Origin of the sequence: Pseudomonas frederiksbergensis (assembly GCF_003732665.1) — a bacterium.
Classification (GTDB): domain Bacteria; phylum Pseudomonadota; class Gammaproteobacteria; order Pseudomonadales; family Pseudomonadaceae; genus Aquipseudomonas; species Aquipseudomonas frederiksbergensis_G.
Window position 1 is genome coordinate 1 of sequence record NZ_MOBP01000088.1, and the last position, 269, is coordinate 269.

A 269-nucleotide genomic window follows, 5' to 3' on the forward strand; every position below is an offset into this window, starting at 1 on the left:
TGGAATCGGTCACCGAGGCGCAGTTTGACGGCTTGCTGAACGTTCACCCCAAAGGACCGTTTTTCCTGACCCAGGCCTTGCTGCCGCTGATGGAAGAGGGCGCCAGCATCGTCAACCTGACCAGCGCCACCACCCGCGTCGCCACGGCGGGCGTTGCGCCTTATGCGGCCTTCAAGGGCGGACTCTATGTCCTTACCCGCTACATGGCCAAGGAATTCGGGCCTCGGCGCATACGGGCCAATGCCGTTTCGCCGGGTGCCATTTGCCCC

The 269-nt window shown here is 63.6% G+C and carries 1 protein-coding gene; it reads left to right on the forward strand.

All coding sequences use genetic code 11. The annotated features are described in order from the left end of the window. Positions 1-269 (forward strand): SDR family NAD(P)-dependent oxidoreductase (locus tag BK665_RS33270; protein WP_123410645.1); only part of this gene is annotated, 269 nt, incomplete at both ends.